This is a genomic window from Streptomyces sp. HUAS TT11 (genome assembly GCF_051553595.1).
In the GTDB taxonomy this organism is placed as follows: Bacteria; Actinomycetota; Actinomycetes; order Streptomycetales; family Streptomycetaceae; genus Streptomyces.
The window spans coordinates 4,260,096-4,281,355 of the sequence record NZ_CP196184.1 but is presented as its reverse complement, the minus strand read 5'-3'; the positions used below and the strand labels follow the sequence as shown (position 1 = coordinate 4,281,355).

Sequence of the window (21,260 nt, the reverse complement as noted above, 5' to 3'; positions counted from 1 at the left end):
TCCGCCGCGTCCTACGCTGGAGCGCATGTCAGCGATCCGTCTCCTGGTGCTGGGCGCCGTCCGTCAGCACGGGCGGGCCCATGGCTACCAGGTGCGCAACGACCTGGAGTACTGGGGCGCGCACGAGTGGTCCAACGCCAAGCCCGGCTCGATCTACCACGCCCTGAAGCAGATGGCGAAGCAGGGACTGCTGCATGCGCACGAGGTCGCCCCGTCGACGGCCGGCGGGCCGCCCCGCACCGAGTACGAGATCACGGACAAGGGGACCGGGGAATTCCTGCGGCTCCTGCGTGAGTCCCTGGTCGCGTACGACCAGAAGATGGACATCCAGTCCGCGGCCATCGGCTTCGTTGTCGACCTGCCGCGGGACGAGGTGCTGGACCTGCTGAGGGAGCGGACCCGGCGGATCGAGGCGTGGCGGGCCGCCGTCACCGAGCACTACATCCCGGAGGACGGTCCCGGACAGCTCGGCCACATCGGCGAGATCATGAACCTCTGGGTCCACACCGCGGACTCCGACGCGGCCTGGACCCGGGGGCTCGTCGAGCGGATCGAGGGCGGGGCGTACTCCTTCGCGGGGGAGGGAGAGCCGTTCGTGGGCGTTCTGACGGAGGGCCAGGAGAATCCGTACGCGACGGGGGAGCCGCATCCGGGGGATGCGAACTAATCAAGTTTGACCAATGCCTTCGGTCGCGTTACCTTCCCTCGGTAGTCAAGTTTGACTAGCGAAGGAGCGACGGGTGGCCGAGACGGCGATCACTGTCGAAGGGGTACGCAAGAAGTACGACGGCGCACCGGCGCTGGACGGGCTCGACCTGCTGGTCCGGCGCGGCACGGTGCACGGGGTCCTCGGTCCGAACGGCGCGGGCAAGACGACCCTGGTCCGCGTCCTGTCCACCCTGGTGCGGCCGGACGGCGGCCGGGCCGAGGTGGCCGGGCACGACGTGGTGAGGGGTGCCCGGCAGGTGCGGTTCCGCATCGGCCTGCTGGGACAGCACGCGGCCCTGGACGAGGAGCTCGGCGGCTTTCAGAACCTGGAGATGTTCGGCCGCCTGCACCACCTGGGTGCCCGAGGGGCACGGCAGCGCGCAGCCGAACTCCTCGTGCGCTTCGGCCTCGAGGACACCGGGCGCAAGGCGGTCAAGCAGTACAGCGGAGGCATGCGGCGCCGCCTGGACCTCGCGGCGTCCCTCATCACCGAACCGGAGGTGCTGTTCCTGGACGAGCCGACGACCGGCCTCGACCCGCGCGGCCGCGCCGAGGTGTGGTCCGCGGTCCGCTCCCTGGTGGGCGGCGGCACGACGGTCCTGCTCACCACCCAGTACCTGGAGGAGGCCGACCAGCTCTCCGACCGCATCTCGGTCGTCGACCACGGCCGGGTGATCGCCGACGGCACGGCCGGTGAACTCAAGGCCCGCGTCGGCGGCGACCGTATCGACGTCGTACTGCGCGACGGCGGCCTGCTGGGCGCTGCCCGCTCCCTGTGGCCACTGCCCGGGGACGAGGTCTCCCTCGACGCGGACCGGCGCCTGCTCAGCGCCCCGGTCACCGACCGCATGGCGGCGCTCTCCGGGGTCGTACGCGCCCTGGAGGCGGCCGGCATCGAGGCGGAGGACATCGCCCTGCGCCGCCCCACCCTCGACGAGGTCTTCCTGCATCTCACCGGCGCGGACCGGAACGTGAAGGAGGCCGCGTGAGCACGGCCTTCGCCCATCGGGGCCCCGCCCGCCCCGCCGCCGTGCCGGGCGCGCACGTCCTCGCCGACTGCTGGACCATGACCCGTCGCGAACTCGCCCACTGGGCCAGGCAGCCGGTCCAGGTGCTGGTCGGCCTGGTCTTCCCCGTGATGCTGCTGCTGATGTTCGGCTACCTGGTCGGCGGCGGCCGCGGTGTCACCGGCGACTACCTCGACTACCTCGTCCCCGGGATGCTCGCGCTCACCATGGCCTTCGGCCTGGAGGGCACCATGCTCGCCGTCACCCGGGACCTCGACAAGGGCGTGATCGACCGCTTCCGGGCGATGCCCATGGCCGACGGCGCCGTGCTCGTGGGCCGTGCGGCCGCGGACATGCTCCAGTCCGTACTCGGTCTGGCGGCCCTGACCGGCGTGGGGCTCGCGCTCGGCTGGCGTGTGCACAACGGGGTCACCGCGTTCCTCGGTGCCGTCGGCCTGCTGCTGCTGTTCCGTTTCGCGATGCTGTGGATCGGGATCCACCTGGCGCTCGTCGCCGGGAAGCCGGAGCTGGTGCAGGCGGTACAGATCCTGGTCTGGCCGGTCGGCTTCCTCTCCAACGCCTTCGCCGCTCCGGACTCCATGCCCGGCTGGCTGGGCACGGCGGTTCAGTGGAACCCGATGTCCCGCACGGCGACGGCCGTACGCGACCTGGTCGGCGGGCCCGGCGGCGAGGCCGGGCACGTCTGGGCCGCCGTCGTCTGGCCCCTGGCCCTGCTGGCGGTCTTCTTCCCGCTGGCGGTGCGCAGGTTCGGGCGGCTGAACCGGTAGCCGTACGGCGGTCCGACGGCCGCTCGCGCCCTGGGCGTGGGCGGCCGTGCCGCCCCTCAGTGATGGAAGCTCGTGGCCTTCTGCTTGTCGCGGGTCCAGGGGTGAGGCTGCCGCCGCAGTGCCGGAAGGGCCCGGCCGAGGTCCTCGAGGAACAGGTCGGCGAGGTCCGTCGAGAAGCCGTTGCGGCACACGATCCGCAGCACGCACAGGTCCTCGCGATTGGCCGGGAACGTGTACGCGGGGACCAGCCAGCCGAACTCGCGCATGCGCCGCGACACGTCGAAGACGTCGTACGCCTGCACATCCGGTGCGGTGGTGAAGGCGAAGACCGGCAACTGGTCTCCGCGGGTGAGCAGTTCGAAGTCGCCCAGCGCCTCGATTCGGTGGGCGAGCCCTTGCGCCACGGTCCGCGCGGCCTGCTGGACCGCGCGGTAGCCGTCCTGGCCGAGCCGCAGGAACGTGTAGTACTGGGCCACGACCTGGGCGCCGGGCCGGGAGAAGTTGAGCGCGAAGGTCGGCATGTCGCCGCCCAGATAGTTGACCCGGAAGACGAGTTCCTCGGGGAGTGCCTCCTTGTCGCGCCACAGCGCCCAGCCCACGCCCGGGTAGACCAGGCCGTACTTGTGGCCGGAGGTGTTGATCGACGCGACCCGCGGCAGCCGGAAGTCCCACACCAGGTCCGGGTCGAGGAAGGGCGCGATCATGCCCCCGGACGCGCCGTCGACGTGCACGCAGATGTCCAGACCCGTGCGCTCCTGAAGGTCGTCCAGGGCCGCGCACAGCTCGGCGATCGGCTCGTAGGACCCGTCGAAGGTGGATCCGAGGATGCCCACGACCCCGATCGTGTTCTCGTCGCACAGGTCGACGGCCGCCTGCGGGTCCAGATGGAACCGGTCGCCCTCCATGGGCACCTGGCGCGCCTCGACCTCCCAGAAGTTGCAGAACTTCTCCCAGCAGACCTGCACGTTCACACCCATGACCAGGTTCGGGCGGGCGTCCGCGGAGGGGTAGCGGTCCGCGTTGCGCCGGGCCCAGCGCCGCTTCAGCGCCATCCCTGCGAGCATGCAGGCCTCACTGGAGCCGGTCGTCGAACAGCCCACCGCGGACTTGGGGTCCGGTGCGTTCCACAGATGGGCGAGCATGGCCACACAGCGGCGCTCCAGCTCCGCCGTGCGCGGGTACTCGTCCTTGTCGATCATGTTCTTGTCGCGGCACTCCGACATCAGCCGGTCGGCCTGGTCCTCCATCCATGTGCCGACGAACGTGGCGAGGTTGAGTCGGGAGTTTCCGTCCAGCATCAGTTCGTCGTGGACCAGTTGATACGCCACCGAGGGCGGCATCGGCCCGTCGGGCAGCCGGTGCTTGGGCGGCGCCTGGTTCATCTCGACGACCGGGTTCGCCTCCCCGAAGAAGGGGTTCATCGACATGGGGCGCTCATCGGGCTTCCCCGGGCCGGTGTGGAGCGGCATCGTGTCTCGTCTCCCATCACGTCGGTGCAGTACGCGTGCAGTTCCTGCGGAATCCGGCCGCCCGGATCACCGGATCCGGACGTCCTGATGTTCATCGGGCCTGCGGGCCCGCCGGTTCACCGGTCGCCGGTGCATCACCCGTTCGCCCGGCTCCGGCCCCTCGACTGCTCTGTGGTGGCCGCTCCGGGCCCTCTCGCTCCGTGTGTCCTCCTCCCGCTGCTTCATGGGTTCCCCGCCGCCCGCCGGCTCATGGATGCCCCGCCGGTGTGATCGCGAGCAGCACGCTCAGCACTCCCGCGGCGACCGCGGGCGCCAAGTGCACGGCGGGGACGAGGCCGTGCGCGGTTCCGCGGCGGACGGGTCTTCCCGACGGTGTCCATCGGGGCGGCGTCCGGGCTCCGGGAGGTCGTCCGACGCTGTTCAAGGGGCTCGACGAGGTCGCGCGGCCGGCACGGGATCCGGACGGGTGGTCGGCCGGGCAGTTCGCGCGGACGGCGGTGGTGAAGGCCGCGGCCCTGCTCGTCGCGCGCCCGGGCGCCTTCCCCATGACCGGTCCGAGGAGCCCGCCGGATGCTCGCCGTACTCACCGCGACCCCAGCACATCGGACAGGGTCCGCCGCAGGACGTGTCGGAGCTCGGTCGCGAGCCCGCTCGCCCCCGGATACAGCAGACTGGCCCCGGCGCCGACGACGGCCGCCGCGAGGACCGGCGGCAGCGGTCCCCGCGCGGGGGTCGCCGGGCCCACGGTCTCCTGTTGCGCGGTGTCCTCAGCCACGGGCACACCCTAAGGGTGCACATCGGACAGAACGCCCCTGGCGCGCAGGCAGTCGCAGAGCGCCGCCGCACCCGGGGAAACGGGGCTTGCACCTCACGCGACGTGAGGCCCCAGCCTGGAGCGCGTACCCGGAAAGGAGCGGAAGTGAGCTACTCGGTGGGCCAGGTCGCCGGATTCGCCGGCGTGACCGTGCGCACGCTTCACCACTACGACGAGATCGGCCTGCTCGTGCCCGGCGAGCGCACCCACGCGGGCCACCGGCGTTACGGCGACGCGGACCTCGACCGGTTGCAGCAGATCCTGTTCTACCGGGAGCTCGGCTTCCCGCTCGAGGAGGTCGCCGCCCTGCTCGACGACCCGGACGCGGACCCGCGTGTGCATCTGCGCCGCCAGCACGAACTGCTGACCGCCCGGATCGAGAGACTGCAGAGGATGGCGGCGGCCGTGGAGCACGCCATGGAGGCACGCGCGATGGGCATCAACCTCACGCCCGAGGAGAAGTTCGAGGTCTTCGGGGACAAGGACCCCGAGGCACACGCCGAGGAGGCCGAGCGCCGCTGGGGCGGCACCGAGCAGTACGCGGAGTCGCAGCGGCGCGCCGCCCGCTACACCAAGGACGACTGGAAGCGCATGCAGGCGGAAGTGGCCTCCTGGGGCGAGCGTTACGTCGCCCTGATGGCCGAAGGAGAGGAGTCGTCCGGCGAGCGGGCCATGGACATGGCCGAGGAGCACCGTGAGCACATCACCAAGTGGTTCTACGCGTGCTCGTACGACATCCACCGCGGGCTCGGCGAGATGTACGTCTCCGACGAGCGGTTCAAGGAGTTCTACGACTCCATGCAGCCGGGCCTCGCCGAGCACCTGAGGGACGCGATCACCGCCAACGCGGCCCGCCACGCCTGACGGGCGACCGGCCGGGGGAGGCCCGCCCCCGGCCGGGAGCGCCACCGTCGCGGAACCGGCACCGTGCCCCGAGTGCCCTCGGCCACCACCCGTGTGCCCCGGCCGCGCACCGTGCGTGCCGGGGACACCGGTGGAACCTGGTGCGGAAACCGTGCGTTGATAGCTTTGTGCGGCCACCGTCGTGCCGGCCGCCCTCAGGACGCCGCACTTCCTCTCACATCAGGAGCCCGGAACCGTGACGACGCTTGCCCTCGGACCGAGCTGGCTGGATCCGAACACCCTGCTGGACAACTTCGGCATATGGGGACTGCTCCTGGTGGTCTTCGCCGAGTCGGGCCTGCTCATCGGGTTCTTCCTGCCGGGCGACTCGCTGCTGTTCACCTGCGGACTGCTGATCACCTCGAACCAGCTGGACTTCCCGCTGTGGGCGGCCATCGTCCTGATCTGCGTCGCGGCGATCCTGGGCGACCAGGCGGGCTACATGTTCGGCAAGAAGGTCGGCCCCTCGCTCTTCAACCGGCCGGACTCCCGCCTCTTCAAGCAGGAGAACGTCACCAAGGCCAACGAGTTCTTCGAGAAGTACGGCCCCAAGTCCCTGGTCCTGGCGCGCTTCGTACCCGTCGTGCGCACGTTCACGCCGATCATCGCCGGTGTCAGCGGCATGAAGTACCGGTCGTTCCTGACCTTCAACGTCATCGGCGGCGTCCTGTGGGGCGCGGGCGTCACCCTGCTGGGCTCCTGGCTGGGCAGGATCGACTTCGTCAACAACAACATCGAGGCGATCCTGATCCTGATCGTCCTCGTCTCGGTGGTCCCGATCGCCATCGAGTTCCTGCGCGCCCGTTCGAAGGCCAGGAAGAACCCGAACCAGGACGAGGCGGAGACGCCGGCCTGGCAGCAGCCGATGCAGGGCATGCAGCAGCCGCCGGTCATGGACGACGCGACCACCCGGCTGCGCCCCGTCGCACCGGCCCACCAGGACCGCGGCCAGTACCCGCCGTACGCCGACCAGAGCCGGGCCCATCAGCGGAACCAGCGGCAGTACGACCCGAACCAGGGCCACGACGCGTATCAGGGCCACCCCGGCCAGGGTCACCCCGGGCAGGGCCACGACCCGTACCAGGGCCACGACGCGTACCACGGCCATGACGCGTATCAGGGTCACCCGGGCCAGGGCTACCCGCACCGGAATGACGAGGGACTCCAGGGCTACGCCCCGGCCCCGGGCCCCGACGGACACCAGGGCTACGCCCCGGCACCGGGCCACGACGTGCACCAGGGTTACGACCAGAACCAGAACCAGAACCAGGGCGGTCCGTACGCCCAGCAGTCCCCGCACCAGGGCCGCGGGCCGCAGCAGCAGCCGTACGACACCGACCAGGCGTACGGGCAGCCCCAGCAGTACCCCTACGGCCAGGGCTACCCGCAGAACTGACGCGCGCGCGTGCTCCCGGGGGACCGTCCGGCACGGCTCCCCGGGTTCAGAATCCGCGCGTCCGCTTGGCCGCCCGCCGTCCCCTGGCGGAGCCCACGCGCAGGAACAGCCGCGAGATCTCCGACCCCAGGTTCACCCCGATCGCGATGGCCATGGCGAGCGAGGCGGCCTTGGCCAGCGAGACCAGCCCCTTGTCCACGTTGTTCTGGGCGATCGACAGCAGCCCGAAGTACGTCGCGGAACCGGGCAGCAGCGGCCCGATGGCAGCGGTCGTGTACGGCAGTGCGGAGGCGAACCGGTAGCGCGAGAGCAGCTGCCCGAACAGGCCCACCAGACCCGCGGCCACGGCGGTGGAGGCGACCGGCGAGAGCCCGCCCGGATAGTGCATCGCCCCGTACACGGTCCAGGCCACACCCCCGTTGAGGGTCACCCAGAGCACGGTGGACCGCTCCTGCTGGAGCAGCACGGCGAAGGTCAGGGACAGCAGCATGGACGCGCCGATCTGCACGACCGGCCGCTCGGAGAGGTTGAGGGCCGCGTCCGGATTCAGCTGGGCGCCCAGCTTCACGCCGAAGTACAGGACCACCAGGACGCCGATGACGATGCCCACGAAGAAGTACATGACCTCCAGCAGGCGTGCCGCCGCGGTGATGTAGAAGCCGGTCAGTCCGTCCTGGACGCCCGCCACCAGGGCCCGCCCGGGCAGCAGCGCGAACAGACCACCGGTGATCACCGCGGACGCCTTCACGTCCACCTGGGCGACCGTGAGCGCGACACCGATCGCGGCCGGGGGCATCGCGGCCACCGTGAACTGGTAGAACTCCGGCAGCCCGCGCCCCGCGCACAACCAGGCCAGCCGGTCGCCGAGCATCGCGCCCAGCGCGGCCGCGATGAACACGATCACATCGCCGCCGACCAGCACCGACGCCGCACCGGCGAGCAGCCCGTTCGCCCCGGTCAGTGCCCAGCCGGGGTAGGGGTGCCGATTGCGGCGGATCTCCGCGAGACGCCGGTAGGCCTCCTCCAGGGAGACCGCCGTCTCGGGGTCGCTGAGGTCGTCCACGAGCCGGAACACGGCCGCGAGACGCGTGTAGTCGGTGCCGCGGCGGCGGACGGTCCTGGACGCCGTCACGGGGTCGTCGACCAGGGACGGCTGATACGTGATCGACAGCAGTGTGAAGGTGGCGGTGGGCTCGCAGCGGTCCAGGCCGTAGGACCGGCAGACCGCGAACATGGCCGCCTCCACGTCCTCGGCGCCCTCGCCGCCCGCCAGCAGCAGTTCGCCGATACGGAGCGTCAGGTCGAGGACACGCGGCACGGCGGGCCCCGACTCGTCGTCCTTGTGCACCGGCTCCGGGGCGGGCCGCTCCGTCACCGGCATGCGCAGCATCGTGCGCATGCGGTCCTGCCAGGGCGCCTCCTTGGTCAGCCGGACCGCGGGGATCCCGGAGGGCGGTGTGAACGCGGGCGGCGCCTGCCCGGTGGTGTACGTGCTCGGCCTGCTGAACGCCGACCCCTCCGGTTCGGCGGGCGACTGCGGGGTCTCCATGCCCTTCGGCAGGGCGAACTCCGATGTCGTCTCCGGCTCCGTACCGGTCGCATGCGGCACATCGAGGCCCACGGGGACGGCGAACTCGGAGGTCGTGGACGAGTCGGTGACGGTCGGGGACGGCGCGCGCGGGCCCTCGGGACCGGAGAAACCGGATGCCTTGGTCGGATCGCCCGCACCGCGCCCGGCGGGCGTGAACGTGCTCCGCGCCTCGTCCGACCGCGGCTTGCGGTCCTCCGCGTCCGGCTCCGCCACCAGTTCCCGCCCCGCCTTTCGTGGTCGTGCTCTCCCTGCTTACCGCCCTACGCCTCAGTATGCGCACGAACGCGAACGGGCCGCGCCACCCCCATCGGGGTCACGCGGCCCGCAGGACGGCAGCAGGGGTCAGTGACCGCCCTGCTCCTTCAAGCGCTTGTACGAGCGTTCGATCTCGGCCTCCGCGTCCGCGCGGCCCACCCAGTTGGCGCCCTCGACGGACTTACCGGGCTCCAGGTCCTTGTAGACCTCGAAGAAGTGCTGGATCTCCAGTCGGTCGAACTCGGAGACGTGGTGGATGTCCCTCAGGTGCTCCACGCGCGGGTCGGAAGCCGGCACGCACAGCAGCTTGTCGTCGCCGCCGGCCTCGTCCGTCATACGGAACATGCCGATGGCGCGGCACTTGATGAGACAGCCGGGGAAGGTCGGCTCCTCCAGGATGACCAGGGCGTCCAGCGGGTCCCCGTCCTCGCCGAGGGTGTTCTCGACGAAGCCGTAGTCGGCCGGGTAGCTGGTCGAGGTGAAGAGTCGACGGTCCAGGCGGATCCGACCGGTCTCGTGGTCCACCTCGTACTTGTTCCGCGAACCCTTCGGGATCTCGATCGTGACGTCGAACTCCACCGGTGGCTCCTCCATGATCAACACATAGTTCTGGTGGTTAAGTGTCCCTCACGCAGGTGTGTGATCGCGAAAGGGGCTGGTGGTCGTGCCGGAGCTGAGGGCCTGGCGGGCCGCGCGACCGCGTGTGGCGCGGGTCGCGCGTGCCGTGAAACCGCGTCTCGCGCGCGTGGCCAGGGCCGTGAAACCCCGTGCGCGACGGATCACCGAGGCCGCGAGACCGCGCGTGACACGGATCACCCGGGTGGTGACACCGCGTTCCGGAGGTCTCACCACCCCGCAGGTGACGGCGATCGCCGTCACCCTGGGCCTGGCGCTCGCGGTCTGGACCGCGACCGCTGCCGGTCCCTGGGACTCCTCGGGTCAGCGTACGGCCGAGCGCGACCGGGCCGCAGCGTGGGACCGCGAGGGTGGCACAGATCACGGACGCCGTACCGGCGGGGCGTCCGACGCGCCCGTCGCCGCACCCAGCGCCGCGCCCGTGCTGGCCGGAGTCGGCGCCGCCACCACCAAGTCCGCGCCGCTCGGGCAGCCCCTGAACGTCGTCCTGGACCGGCTGCTCGGCGACGGTTCCCTCGGACCCCGGCGCACCGCGGCCGTCGTCGACGTGGCCACCGGCAGGCACCTCTACGACAAGGGTGCCGACCAGGCGCTGACCCCCGCCTCCACCACGAAGATCGCCACGGCCGTCGCCGTGCTCTCCGCGGCCGGCACCGACCACCGCCTCACCACACGCACCGTGCTCGAGCCCGGCACCGACAAGCTGGTGCTCGTGGGGGGCGGCGACCCGACCCTGACCGCCCGCAAGAAGACCGAGGGCTGGGCCGGCCTGCGCACCCTCGCCGACCGGACCGCCGCGGCGCTCAAGAAGCGCCACCTGGCCTCGGTGACCCTCTCGTACGACACCTCCCTGTTCGCCGGCGAGGTGCTGCACCCGATCGGCGTCAACCCCAATCTCGCGCCGGTCACCGCCCTGATGGTCGACGAGGGCCGTACGGACGACTCCAGCAGCGGGCCGGCCCCGCGCAGCGCGGACCCGGCGGCCGACGCGGCCCGGACGTTCGGGGACCTGCTGCACGAGCGCGGTGTCCGGACGTCGGCCCCCGGCGCCTCCGGCGCGAAGGCCTCGGCCCGTGCGCAGACCCTCGCCTCGGTCCAGTCCCCGCCGCTGTCCGCCGTGGTCGAGCGGATGCTGACCAACAGCGACAACGACATCGCCGAGGCCCTCGCCCGGCAGACGGCCGTCGCCACCGGCGGGCAGCCGAGCTTCGCCGGGGGCGCGGCCGCCATCACCGACCGGCTCCGCAAGCTCGGACTCCCGCTCGGCGGCGCGCAGTTCCACGACGGCAGCGGTCTCGACCGCGAGGACAAGCTCACCGCCGGCCTGCTGACGTCCCTGCTGGCGAGCGCAGGCTCACCGGCGCACCCCGAACTCCGCCCGGTCCTGACGGGGCTGCCGGTGGCCGGGTTCACGGGCACCCTCAGCGATCGCTACGAGGAGGCGGCCGAACGCTCCGGCATCGGTGTCGTACGCGCCAAGACGGGCAGCCTGACCGGCGTCAACACGCTCGCGGGGACGGTGGTCGACGCCGACGGGCACCTGCTGGCGTTCGCGTTCCTGACGGACGGCTCGATGGACCAGACCTCGGCCAGAGCGGCACTGGACCGTACGGCGGCGGCACTGGCGGGCTGCGGCTGCCGTTGACAGCCGCACCACCGGCCACACGGGCCCGGATTCCGGGCCCCGACGGTGTCGCACCCTCTCCGTGCTCGGGCACGAGCACGTACCGTTGACGCATGACGAGCATCGGTGGTGCCCAGATGGTCGACTGGAATCTCGCGGTGGCAACCGCGACACGGCTCGTACGGCCGGGCCCCGAGGTGAGCCGCGACGAGGCCCGGGCCGTCGTCGCGGAGCTGCGCCGGCACGCGAAGTCCTCGGAGGAGCATGTCCGGGGCTTTACCCGGATGGGCGAGGAGGGCGTGCACGACACCCCCGTGCTCGTCGTCGACCGCCCCGGCTGGGTCCGGGCGAACGTCGCCGGGTTCCGGGAGATCCTCAGGCCCCTGCTGGACAAGATGCAGGAGCGGCGCGGCGGCACGCCCGGTGGAGCCGTGCTCGGCGCCGTCGGCGGCAAGGTCACCGGCGTGGAACTGGGCATGCTCCTGTCGTTCCTGTCCTCCCGGGTCCTCGGACAGTACGAGACCTTCGCGCCCGCCACCCGCGAACTGCCCGCGGGTGAGAACGGCGGCGGCCGCCTCCTGCTGGTCGCGCCGAACATCGTGCACGTCGAGCGCGAGCTGGACGTGCGCCCCCATGACTTCCGCCTCTGGGTCTGCCTGCACGAGGAGACGCACCGCACGCAGTTCACCGCGGTGCCCTGGCTGCGCGACCACCTGGAGGGCGAGATCCAGTCCTTCCTGGCGGAGACCGAGATCGATCCCATGACGGTCCTGGAGCGCATCAGGGAGGCGGCCCAGTCGCTCGCCGGCGGCCGCCCCGAGGGCGAGGAGGACGACGACGGGCGCTCGTTGGTGGAACTCGTCCAGACACCCGCCCAGCGCGAGATCCTCGGCCGGCTGACCGCGGTGATGTCCCTCCTGGAGGGCCACGCCGACTTCGTGATGGACGGCGTCGGCCCCGATGTGGTCCCGTCCGTCGCGGAGATCCGCGAGAAGTTCCAGCAGCGGCGCGCCAAGGGCGCCTCCCGGCTCGACCTCGCCCTGCGCAAACTGCTGGGCCTGGACGCCAAGCTCAGGCAGTACCGGGACGGCGAGCGGTTCGTGAGGTCGGTCGTCGAGGAAGTCGGCATGGACGGTTTCAACCGGGTGTGGACTTCCCCGAACACCCTCCCGACCAAGGCGGAGATCGCCAAACCGGCGGACTGGGTCGCGCGGGTGCACCGCAAGGCGGACTCGTGAGCCTCGCGCGAGCGTAGGGAAATGAATCAGGCCTTCGGCAGGTGAACGCCTCGCCAATCACCCGTCCGAGGGACCGTGGGGCATGGGTAGGCGTGCGATGCTCGGGGAACGGCCCGTTTCTGTCACCATTTACACACTCTGAGTGACCGGCTTCGGGTACACCCCCCGAAAACTTCAGAAGGGAACCGGACATGGGTCCCCATCCTGCGGTCGCGGCGATACGCCTGGCGGTGCGCCGCGTCCTCCACGACATCCTCACCGAGGCGTCCACCGAGCACACCAGGGCTCGGGTCCACGAGCGTCCGTTCGCGCCGCTCGTGCTCGTGGCGTGCTCGGGCGGCGCCGACTCCATGGCGCTCGCCTCCGCCCTGGCCTTCGAGGCACCCAAACTCGGCATCCGCGCCGGCGGCATCACCGTGGACCACGGTCTGCAGCCCGGCTCCGACCTGCGCGCGGAGGAAGTCGCCCTGCGCATGCGCGAGCTCGGACTGGCCCCGATCGAGTCCATCGCCGTGAGCGTGGGCCGCGACGGCGGCCCCGAAGCAGCCGCCAGGGACGCGCGCTACGCCGCCCTCGACGCCGCCGCCGAACGCCACGGCGCCGCCGCGATCCTTCTGGGGCACACCCGCGACGACCAAGCCGAAACCGTCCTGCTCGGTCTCGCCCGCGGTTCCGGGATCCGCTCCCTGTCGGGAATGGCCGCGGTCTCGGGGGCCGGCGGCCGTTACCGCCGCCCCTTCCTGCACCTCGACCGGCACACCGCACGCAAGGCCTGCATGGAGCAGTCGCTGCCCGTCTGGGACGACCCGCACAACACCGACCCGGCCTACACGCGCTCACGGCTCCGCCACGAGGGCCTGCCCGCGCTCGAGAAGGCGCTCGGCAAGGGTGTCGTCGAGGCCCTCGCCCGCACGGCGCAGCTCTCCCGTGACGACGCCGACGCCCTCGACGCCTGGGCCAGCCAGGTGGAGACCTCCGTACGCGACGCCTCCGGCCTCCTGGAATGCGCCAAGCTCTACGCGCTGCCCCCGGCCGTGCGCCGCCGGGTGCTGCGCCGCGCCGCCATCGAGGCGGGCGCGCCGGCCGGCTCGCTCTTCGCCCGCCACATCGAGGAAGTCGACCGCCTGATCACCGGGTGGCGGGGCCAGGGAGCCATCAACCTCCCGGGCAAAGTGGTCGCCCAGCGCCAGGGTGGCAGACTGGTGATTCGGCAAGGCTGAAATCGCGCCGCCTGCGGGAGGCGCGCGGTCACACCTCCGGGAGGGACGACCGGTCAGCCGGGCGAGCGGGCCGAAGGGCGTGCGTCGCTGCCGAAGGGAGAGCGCGCTCAGGCCGCGCGGGGCGCAGCAGACATGCTGCCGCCGCGGCGCGGACGACCGGGTACGGCCGACCGCCGAGGGCGGCGCCGGCATCCCGGGGCGAGCGGGCGACAAGTGCGGGACGACCGAAAGTGATGCGGGTGGACGCGAACGACATGGGTGCCGACCTCGAGAAGGTGCTCATCACCAAGGAAGAGATCGACGCGAAGCTGGTCGAGCTGGCCGCGAAGATCGACGCGGAGTACGCGGGCAAGGACCTGCTGATCGTCGGCGTCCTCAAGGGCGCGGTGATGGTCATGGCCGACCTGGCCCGGGCGCTGTCCACCCCCCTCACCATGGACTGGATGGCCGTGTCCTCCTACGGCGCGGGCACCCAGTCCTCCGGCGTCGTCCGGATCCTGAAGGACCTCGACACCGACATCAAGGGCAGGCACGTCCTGATCGTCGAGGACATCATCGACTCGGGCCTGACCCTGTCCTGGCTGATCTCCAACCTCGGCTCGCGCGAGCCCGCCTCCCTCAAGGTGTGCACGCTGCTGCGCAAGCCCGAGGCCGCCAAGGTCGCCATCGACGTCCAGTGGGTCGGCTTCGACATCCCGAACGAGTTCGTCGTCGGCTACGGCCTCGACTACGCCGAGAAGTACCGCAACCTCCCGTTCGTCGGTACGCTCGCCCCCCACGTGTACGGCGGCTGAGCTCCCGGGGTTCGGCTGTGCTCCACGACGGCCGAACCCCCGGTTCCCGGCACTTTCGAGCGGCTCGGGAACCCCAGGGGGTCGCGCGGCGTTGGAGCATGCGTGGACGGTATGCCCGCAGTCCCCTGCGGCTTCGGGTGACAATCCTGGGGTACCGTCAGAAGAACTGTCTTTATCAAACTCACTATGGCAGGAGGGACGGGGCGGCTCCGCTCCGTATGGATGGACGTGAAGCGATACTTCCGTGGGCCGGTCATGTGGATCGTGCTGGCCGTCCTTGCCGTGGTCGTGTTGATGCAGGTCGTCGGCTCTTCCGGCGGCTACAAGACGGTGGACACCGGCCAGGTCGTGGCGGCGATCAATGACAACAGGGTCCAGTCGGCCAAGCTGACCACAGGCGACGAGCAGACCATCAAGGTCTCGCTCAAGGACGGCGTGAAGGTCGATGGCAGCTCGAAGATCCAGGCGAGCTACATCGGCGACCAGGGCGTGACCCTGGCCAACACCCTGCAGGACAAGTTCCAGAACAAGCAGATCCCGGACGGCTACACGGTCGCGCCGTCCAAGCAGAACCCCTTCGTCGGGATCCTGCTCTCCCTGCTGCCCTTCGTTCTCATCGTGGTCGTCTTCCTGTTCCTGATGAACCAGATGCAGGGCGGCGGCTCCCGGGTCATGAACTTCGGGAAGTCCAAGGCGAAGCTCATCACCAAGGACACCCCGAAGACGACGTTCTCGGACGTCGCGGGAGCGGACGAGGCCGTCGAGGAACTCCAGGAGATCAAGGAGTTCCTGCAGGAGCCGGCCAAGTTCCAGGCCGTCGGCGCCAAGATCCCCAAGGGCGTGCTGCTCTACGGTCCTCCCGGTACGGGCAAGACGCTGCTCGCGCGTGCCGTGGCCGGCGAGGCGGGCGTCCCCTTCTACTCGATCTCGGGTTCCGACTTCGTCGAGATGTTCGTCGGTGTCGGTGCCTCCCGAGTCCGTGACCTGTTCGAGCAGGCCAAGGCGAACGCCCCGGCGATCGTCTTCGTCGACGAGATCGACGCGGTCGGCCGTCACCGCGGCGCCGGCCTCGGCGGCGGTCACGACGAGCGCGAGCAGACCCTGAACCAGCTGCTCGTCGAGATGGACGGTTTCGACGTGAAGGGCGGCGTCATCCTCATCGCCGCCACGAACCGCCCCGACATCCTCGACCCGGCGCTGCTGCGCCCCGGTCGCTTCGACCGCCAGATCGCGGTCGACCGTCCGGACATGCAGGGCCGTCTGGAGATCCTCAAGGTCCACCAGAAGGGCAAGCCGGTCGCTCCGGACGTCGACCTGTCGGCCGTCGCCCGCCGCACCCCGGGCTTCACCGGTGCGGACCTGTCGAACGTGCTGAACGAGGCGGCGCTGCTCACGGCCCGCAGCGACCGCAAGCTCGTCGACAACCAGATGCTGGACGAGGCGATCGACCGTGTGGTCGCGGGCCCGCAGAAGCGGACCCGGATCATGTCGGACAAGGAGAAGAAGATCACGGCGTACCACGAGGGCGGCCACGCCCTGGTCGCCGCGGCCTCGCCGAACTCCGACCCGGTCCACAAGATCACGATCCTGTCCCGCGGCCGTGCCCTCGGCTACACGATGGTGCTCCCGGACGAGGACAAGTACTCCACGACCCGCAACGAGATGCTGGACCAGCTGGCCTACATGCTGGGCGGCCGCGCGGCCGAGGAGCTCGTCTTCCACGACCCGACGACGGGTGCCGCGAACGACATCGAGAAGGCCACGACCACGGCCCGGGCGATGGTCACGCAGTACGGCATGACCGAGCGCCTCGGCGCGATCAAGTTCGGCGGGGACAACACCGAGCCGTTCCTCGGACGTGAGATGGCTCACCAGCGCGACTACTCGGAAGAGGTCGCCGCGCTGGTGGACGAGGAAGTCAAGAAGCTCATCGAGAACGCGCACAACGAGGCCTGGGAGATCCTGGTCGAGAACCGCGACGTCCTCGACAACCTCGTCCTGGCCCTTCTGGAGAAGGAGACGCTGGGCAAGGAGGAGATCGCCGAGATCTTCGCCCCCATCGTCAAGCGCCCGCCGCGGCCCGCGTGGACCGGTTCCTCGCGTCGCACTCCGTCCACCCGCCCGCCGGTGCTCTCCCCCAAGGAGCTCGCACTGACGAACGGCGCGAACGGCGCGACCCCGGCGATCGCCAACGCGACGGAGACCGTCTCCACGGAGAAGGCTCCGGAGGACCGCCGGGAGAGCTGAGGCACCGCCCTCCCGAGGGCCTCGTCGAGGCCCGGAATTTCGACCGCGCCCCCCAGGGTTCTAGCCTGGGGGGCGCGGCATTTCCATGGAGCCGCACATGAGACGCGTGATCCGTGCGCGTCACAGGCGCAGGAACGAGGCACCAGATGACCGACCCGGTGACGCTGGACGGCGAAGGCACGATCGGCGAGTTCGACGAGAAGCGTGCGGAGAACGCCGTACGGGAACTGCTCATCGCCGTCGGAGAGGACCCGGACCGGGAAGGGCTCCGCGAGACCCCGGGACGGGTGGCGCGGGCGTACCGGGAGATATTCGGGGGGCTGTGGCAGAAGCCCGAGGACGTCCTGACGACGACGTTCGACCTCGGTCACGACGAGATGGTGCTCGTGAAGGACATCGAGGTGTTCTCGACCTGTGAGCACCACCTGGTGCCGTTCAGAGGCGTCGCCCACGTCGGCTACATCCCCGCCACGAGCGGCAAGATAACGGGGCTTTCGAAGCTCGCCCGGCTCGTGGACGTGTTCGCGCGCCGACCCCAGGTGCAGGAGCGGCTCACGACGCAGATCGCCGACTCGCTGATGGAGATACTCGAGCCGCGCGGTGTGATCGTCGTGGTCGAGTGCGAGCACATGTGCATGTCGATGCGGGGCATCCGCAAGCCCGGCGCGAAGACGCTGACCTCCGCCGTGCGCGGTCAGTTGCGGGACGCCGCCACGCGCAACGAGGCGATGAGCCTCATCATGGCGCGCTGAGCTCCGTACCCGGCAGCGCCTAGGAGACCGGCGCCGTACCGTCGTTGTGCTCGTCGTCCTCCGGGAGCTTGCAGACGCGCTCCAGGAAGAAGGCCGCCGCTATGACGGCGATACCGGCCACTACCGAGAACCCGGCGTAGATGGCCTGATCCCGGCGGGTGGGGATGTCCAGGGACTCCAGGAGGAAGACGCCCGTGCCGCCGTACATGCCGGCGACCAGGGCGGCGACCAGGGCGCTGGCCTGGCCGAAGACGACGGCCCGGGCGGCCATCAGCGGATCGACGCCCTTGGCGCCGGGGCGGCGCTCCCGCTGGGCCTTGAGACGGGCGCGGAGCGAGAGCGCCGTGGCCATCAGGACCACGGCGATCAGGGCGAGAACGATGGGCGCGGCCAAGGGGACCTTGGGCAGCGTGCCCACCGAGCTCCACAGGCGGGCACCCGCCCAGGAGAGCACTCCGGCCACCACGAACACCGCTGCCAGCGTCCTGATGCGCAGCTCTTTCACGATGTCCCTTCGTCGACCCGAACGCCCGCCCCTCGGACGGTGGTGGCGCGGGGAGGGATCCCCGGCCCGGTAGACCTTAACGACTACTCGGGCAGCCTGAGTTCCAGGTCGGCGCGGGCGATGACGCCCTCTCGGGTGACGACGGTGAGCAGCTCGGCCACCGGGCCGCGGCCGGGAAGCAGGGCCGCGGGGTCCAGGTCGTGCCACGGGGCGAGCACGAACGCCCGCTCGTGGGCGCGCGGGTGCGGCAGCGTCAGCACCGGGTCCTCGGAGACGACCTCCGCGTAGGAGACGATGTCGACGTCGAGGGTGCGCGCACCCCAGCGCTCCTCCCGCACCCGGTGGAAGGCCTCCTCCACGGCGTGGGCGCGCTCGAGGAGCGAGGACGGGGGCAGTGTGGTCTTCACGACGACCACCGCGTTGAAGTACGTCGGCTGGCTGCCCGGGGCCACGCCCCAGGGCTCCGTCTCGTACACGGGCGAGACACCCTTGACGCGAACGCCCGGGGTGTCCTCGAGGGCGTCGATCGCGCCCTGGAGCGTCTCCAGGCGGTTGCCCAGGTTCGATCCCAGGGCGATCACCGCACGCTTGGGGTTCTGCAGGGTGGTGTCGGCGGCGTCCACGCGCTCCACCACGGAGGCGGGCACCGGCTGGACGGTCGGGTCGCTCTGACTCCCGGTGAAGAAGGCGCTCATACTCGGCTCCGCGTGATGGTGACGGTCACATCGTCGAAGGGGACCGTGATCGGGGCGTCCGGTTTGTGGACGCAGACCTCGACCTCCCGGACCGGTGCGTGCTTGAGACAGGAGAAGGCGATGCGCTCGGCGAGCGTCTCGATCAGGTCGACGGGCTCCCCTTCCACCAGGGCGACGACCTCCTCCGCCACGACGCCGTAGTGCACGGTCTTCGTCAGGTCGTCGTCGGCCGCGGCGGGCCGTGTGTCCAGGCCCAGAACGAGGTCCACGATGAAGGTCTGGCCCTCCTCGCGTTCCCTGGGGAACACGCCGTGGTGCCCACGGGCCTTCAGGCCGCGCAACGCGACACGATCCACGCGAATCACTCCTGCAATCGTCGACAGCGGCAGGCATTCACCGAGTGCGGTCGGCACACCGGTCCCGAACGAATCTACCTGCGGACACTGACGTCCCACGGTCGCGGGGGCGTACGCCCGCGCGATGGTCAGGAGGGTTCATCCGGTGTTTCCCCTGGGGAACAGGGTGGCTCACGAGTCGGTAGCCGCCCATACCTCGGAGGAGGTGATTCCAACCACTATCAGCCGCCTACCCACTCCGGCGGGCCTGCCCACCCCCCTGATGCGGGGAGAGTCGTCCGCCTGTGCGAAGAAGGCGCCTTATGCGGGGGAGTCGTCCTCCTCCTCGTCGTCGCTTTCGGTCAGGACGGGGGAGGCGTGGTGCGACCAGAGCTTCCAGCCGTCGGGAGTGCGGCGGAACAGGTTCGTGGCCACCACGAGCTGTCCGACGAGCGGGCCCAGCTCGTCGCTGTCGTCCGGCGCGGGGCCACCGCTGAGGATGTTCTCGGTACAGGTGACCAGTGCGGTGTCACCGGTCACGGAGACATGGACGTCCGTGAGGAAGAACTGGATGTACTCGGTGTTCGCCATGATCAGTGCGTAGGACCTGAGGACCTCACCGCGGCCGGTCAGCACCGGCCAGCCGGGGTGCACACAGGAGATGACACCGACGTCGGCCGGGTCGTGGTACTGCTCGTCGACGCCGAGGTCGGAGGGTGCGAGCCACAGCGACGACAACTCTTCGAAGTCCCCCCGCTCCATCGTCTCGTAGAAGGTGGTGTTGGCCTGTTCGACCTGTTCCACATCCGTGTGGGCAGTGCTCACCGGGCTCCTTCGATGGCGCGTGCGACGCGTACGGCGTCCGCCGTCGCGCGTACCTCATGGACGCGCACGGCCCATGCGCCGGCGTGCGAGGCGAGCGCGGAGACGGCGGCGGTGGCGGCATCGCGTTCGCGGGCGGGTGGCGGTGCGCCCCCGGGGCCGGCCAGTACGCGGCCCAGGAAACGCTTGCGCGAGGCGGCCACGAGCAGCGGGTGACCGAGGCGGTGCAGCCGGTCCAGATGGGCGAGCAGGGCCAGATCGTGCTCGGCCTCCTTGGAGAAGCCGAGGCCGGGGTCGACCACGATCCGGTCGGGGGCTACACCGCCTTCCAGGACGGCCTCCACACGCGCCCGCAGTTCGTCGACGACTTCGCCGACCACGTCCTCGTAGACGCCGGTGACGTTGCCGCCCTCCAGGAAGCCGCGCCAGTGCATGACCACGAAGGGGGCGCCCGCCGCCGCGACGACCGGGATCATGGCCGGGTCCGCGAGGCCGCCGCTGACGTCGTTGACGAGGGCCGCCCCGGCGGCGAGGGCCTTTTCGGCGACGGAGGCGCGCACGGTGTCGACGGAGATCGTGACGCCCTCGGAGGCGAGGCCGCGCACGACGGGGATGACACGCCTGAGCTCCTCCGCCTCGTCCACGCGGGTGGCGCCGGGACGGGTGGACTCGCCGCCCACGTCGACGAGATCGGCACCCTCGGTGACCAGGTCGAGGCCGTGCTTGACGGCGGCGGTGGTGTCGAACCACCGGCCGCCGTCGGAGAAGGAGTCGGGGGTGACGTTCACGACCCCCATGACCGCGCAGCGGTCCCATGTCGGAAGGCCTGCCACGTGGCCCCGCCCGGTCTTCGTGCTCATACGTTCAGCGTAGGCCCCCGGCGCTGCCGCGTTCGGTTCACGGGGCGGTCGAGGAGCGAGCGGTCCGCCGAGGGCCGCGCGGGCGGGGCGGGAACGGCGGGCCGCCGGCGGGGTGTCCGCCGGGCGCCGCCGCCCGGCGGGCGGAAGCGGGTGCGGTCGACCGGCCTGAGCCGCCGCGTGCCCCGGCGCGGTGCGGGTTCTCGGCGGTACGGGTGTGTACGGTCCTGCCGCCGTCGGGTCGGTGGCGCTGCGGCCGTCCTCGTGGGGGACGGCCTGCGAGGGCGGCACGGGGCCGGTGCTGCTTGCGCGGCTCGCGCCTGTCGGTGGGGCGGGCAGCCTGTGCCGGTGCGCGCCGTGCGCGGTGCCGGTGCGGTCTACGGGCCTGGGCCGCCGCGTGCCTCGGCTCGATGCGGGTGTGTACGGTCCTGCCGCCGTCGGGTCGGTGGCGCTGCGGCCGTCCTCGTGGGGGACGGCCTGCGAGGGCGGCACGGGGCCGGTGCTGCTTGCGCGGCTCGCGCCTGTCGGTGGGGGCGGGCAGTCGGTGCGTGGCGTGCGCGGTGCCGGTGCGGCGCTCGCCTTGCGCCGTGCCGGTGCGGCCCAC

The 21,260-nt window shown here is 71.1% G+C and carries 20 protein-coding genes; 11 read left to right on the top strand and 9 right to left on the bottom strand.

The genetic code is table 11. From position 1 onward, the window contains the following. Window positions 1-25 precede the first annotated feature (25 nt). The 3 genes from ACSHXN_RS19155 to ACSHXN_RS19145 all read left to right on the top strand — a co-directional run bounded on the left by ACSHXN_RS19155 (window position 26) and on the right by ACSHXN_RS19145 (window position 2,503). Window positions 26-667, top strand: a complete 642-nt coding sequence (locus tag ACSHXN_RS19155) for a PadR family transcriptional regulator (protein ID WP_355131121.1) — start codon at window positions 26-28, stop codon at window positions 665-667. Between the two features lie 73 nt (window positions 668-740). Beyond that, entirely contained in the window at window positions 741-1,697 is a 957-nt protein-coding gene (locus tag ACSHXN_RS19150; protein ID WP_355131119.1) for an ATP-binding cassette domain-containing protein, read from the top strand. Between the two features lie 77 nt (window positions 1,698-1,774). Beyond that, on the top strand, window positions 1,775-2,503 hold the full coding sequence (locus tag ACSHXN_RS19145; protein ID WP_355131339.1) for an ABC transporter permease: 729 nt from the start codon (window positions 1,775-1,777) through the stop codon (window positions 2,501-2,503). A 56-nt stretch (window positions 2,504-2,559) separates the two neighbouring features. On the opposite strand, the gene ACSHXN_RS19140 is transcribed toward ACSHXN_RS19145, so the two are convergent. Then, window positions 2,560-3,972 (bottom strand): glutamate decarboxylase, encoded by a 1,413-nt coding sequence (locus ACSHXN_RS19140; RefSeq protein WP_355131117.1) that lies wholly within the window; start codon window positions 3,970-3,972, stop codon window positions 2,560-2,562. Window positions 3,973-4,555: 583 nt separating this feature from the next. After that, window positions 4,556-4,747: a hypothetical protein gene (locus tag ACSHXN_RS19135; RefSeq protein ID WP_356109288.1), complete on the bottom strand. Its 192-nt coding sequence runs from the start codon at window positions 4,745-4,747 to the stop codon at window positions 4,556-4,558. Between the two features lie 144 nt (window positions 4,748-4,891). On the opposite strand from ACSHXN_RS19135, the gene ACSHXN_RS19130 reads away from it, so the two are divergent. After that, entirely contained in the window at window positions 4,892-5,650 is a 759-nt protein-coding gene (locus ACSHXN_RS19130; RefSeq protein WP_355131115.1) for a MerR family transcriptional regulator, read from the top strand. A gap of 235 nt (window positions 5,651-5,885) precedes the next feature. Continuing rightward, entirely contained in the window at window positions 5,886-7,085 is a 1,200-nt protein-coding gene (locus tag ACSHXN_RS19125; RefSeq protein WP_438303403.1) for a VTT domain-containing protein, read from the top strand. 46 nt (window positions 7,086-7,131) lie between these two features. Here ACSHXN_RS19125 and ACSHXN_RS19120 read toward each other — a convergent pair whose 3' ends face one another. After that, window positions 7,132-8,889, bottom strand: coding sequence for a threonine/serine ThrE exporter family protein (locus ACSHXN_RS19120; RefSeq protein WP_356292680.1), 1,758 nt, complete (start codon window positions 8,887-8,889; stop codon window positions 7,132-7,134). Window positions 8,890-9,018: 129 nt separating this feature from the next. Beyond that, the gene (locus ACSHXN_RS19115; RefSeq protein ID WP_059133642.1) at window positions 9,019-9,510 is read right to left on the bottom strand and encodes an inorganic diphosphatase; all 492 of its coding nucleotides are present in this window, start codon (window positions 9,508-9,510) and stop codon (window positions 9,019-9,021) included. A gap of 79 nt (window positions 9,511-9,589) precedes the next feature. Here ACSHXN_RS19115 and dacB point away from each other — a divergent pair, with 79 nt between their 5' ends. From dacB to folE, 6 genes are all read left to right on the top strand, one after another. Next, window positions 9,590-11,212 (top strand): D-alanyl-D-alanine carboxypeptidase/D-alanyl-D-alanine endopeptidase, encoded by a 1,623-nt coding sequence (gene dacB / locus ACSHXN_RS19110; RefSeq protein ID WP_356292681.1) that lies wholly within the window; start codon window positions 9,590-9,592, stop codon window positions 11,210-11,212. Between the two features lie 92 nt (window positions 11,213-11,304). Further along, window positions 11,305-12,429: a zinc-dependent metalloprotease gene (locus ACSHXN_RS19105; protein WP_355131109.1), complete on the top strand. Its 1,125-nt coding sequence runs from the start codon at window positions 11,305-11,307 to the stop codon at window positions 12,427-12,429. A gap of 191 nt (window positions 12,430-12,620) precedes the next feature. Further along, window positions 12,621-13,649: a tRNA lysidine(34) synthetase TilS gene (tilS, locus tag ACSHXN_RS19100; protein WP_059133645.1), complete on the top strand. Its 1,029-nt coding sequence runs from the start codon at window positions 12,621-12,623 to the stop codon at window positions 13,647-13,649. Window positions 13,650-13,882: 233 nt separating this feature from the next. After that, complete coding sequence (hpt, locus tag ACSHXN_RS19095) at window positions 13,883-14,443, top strand: hypoxanthine phosphoribosyltransferase (RefSeq protein ID WP_059133646.1); 561 nt, start codon at window positions 13,883-13,885, stop codon at window positions 14,441-14,443. Between the two features lie 222 nt (window positions 14,444-14,665). After that, window positions 14,666-16,690, top strand: coding sequence for an ATP-dependent zinc metalloprotease FtsH (ftsH, locus tag ACSHXN_RS19090; protein WP_355131106.1), 2,025 nt, complete (start codon window positions 14,666-14,668; stop codon window positions 16,688-16,690). 146 nt (window positions 16,691-16,836) lie between these two features. Beyond that, window positions 16,837-17,442 carry a GTP cyclohydrolase I FolE gene (gene folE, locus ACSHXN_RS19085; protein WP_059133648.1) on the top strand — a complete coding sequence of 202 codons (606 nt, stop codon included), beginning with the start codon at window positions 16,837-16,839 and terminating at the stop codon, window positions 17,440-17,442. Between the two features lie 19 nt (window positions 17,443-17,461). Here folE and ACSHXN_RS19080 read toward each other — a convergent pair whose 3' ends face one another. The 5 genes from ACSHXN_RS19080 to folP form a co-directional block, all read right to left on the bottom strand. Then, window positions 17,462-17,947, bottom strand: coding sequence for a DUF3180 domain-containing protein (locus ACSHXN_RS19080; RefSeq protein ID WP_355131104.1), 486 nt, complete (start codon window positions 17,945-17,947; stop codon window positions 17,462-17,464). 83 nt (window positions 17,948-18,030) lie between these two features. Beyond that, window positions 18,031-18,642: a 2-amino-4-hydroxy-6-hydroxymethyldihydropteridine diphosphokinase gene (folK, locus tag ACSHXN_RS19075; RefSeq protein ID WP_355131102.1), complete on the bottom strand. Its 612-nt coding sequence runs from the start codon at window positions 18,640-18,642 to the stop codon at window positions 18,031-18,033. Further along, window positions 18,639-18,998 (bottom strand): dihydroneopterin aldolase, encoded by a 360-nt coding sequence (gene folB / locus ACSHXN_RS19070; RefSeq protein ID WP_355131100.1) that lies wholly within the window; start codon window positions 18,996-18,998, stop codon window positions 18,639-18,641. The genes folK and folB overlap by 4 nt, the downstream gene beginning before the upstream one ends. A gap of 300 nt (window positions 18,999-19,298) precedes the next feature. Beyond that, window positions 19,299-19,802: a nuclear transport factor 2 family protein gene (locus ACSHXN_RS19065; RefSeq protein WP_356109235.1), complete on the bottom strand. Its 504-nt coding sequence runs from the start codon at window positions 19,800-19,802 to the stop codon at window positions 19,299-19,301. After that, on the bottom strand, window positions 19,799-20,659 hold the full coding sequence (gene folP, locus ACSHXN_RS19060; RefSeq protein WP_355131096.1) for a dihydropteroate synthase: 861 nt from the start codon (window positions 20,657-20,659) through the stop codon (window positions 19,799-19,801). Before folP ends, ACSHXN_RS19065 begins: the two co-directional genes overlap by 4 nt. Window positions 20,660-21,260 lie beyond the last annotated feature (601 nt).